General features: G+C 39.1%; 1 protein-coding gene. It reads left to right on the forward strand.

From position 1 onward, the window contains the following. Positions 1–215: hypothetical protein (locus tag G7034_RS02085; RefSeq protein ID WP_166399310.1), on the forward strand; the 215-nt coding region annotated here is incomplete at both ends.

Below are 215 nucleotides of genomic sequence, written 5' to 3' on the forward strand. Positions count from 1 at the left end.
AAAATCGATGAAATTACCGGTGGAAATTTAGATTACGAAATCGAATTCTTCACCACCCAAGCTGATGCCGAAGACTTAACTATCGAAAACGGACTAGAAAGCCCTTATACCAACGAAAGTCCTTTTAATCAAACACTTTTTGTGAGAGCTACGGATGTTAATAACGGCTGTGTTTCCTTTACCGAATTGGAATTGGAAATCGACTTACTTCCCGT

Origin of the sequence: Psychroflexus maritimus (genome assembly GCF_011089875.1) — a bacterium.
Lineage (GTDB): Bacteria > Bacteroidota > Bacteroidia > Flavobacteriales > Flavobacteriaceae > Psychroflexus > Psychroflexus maritimus.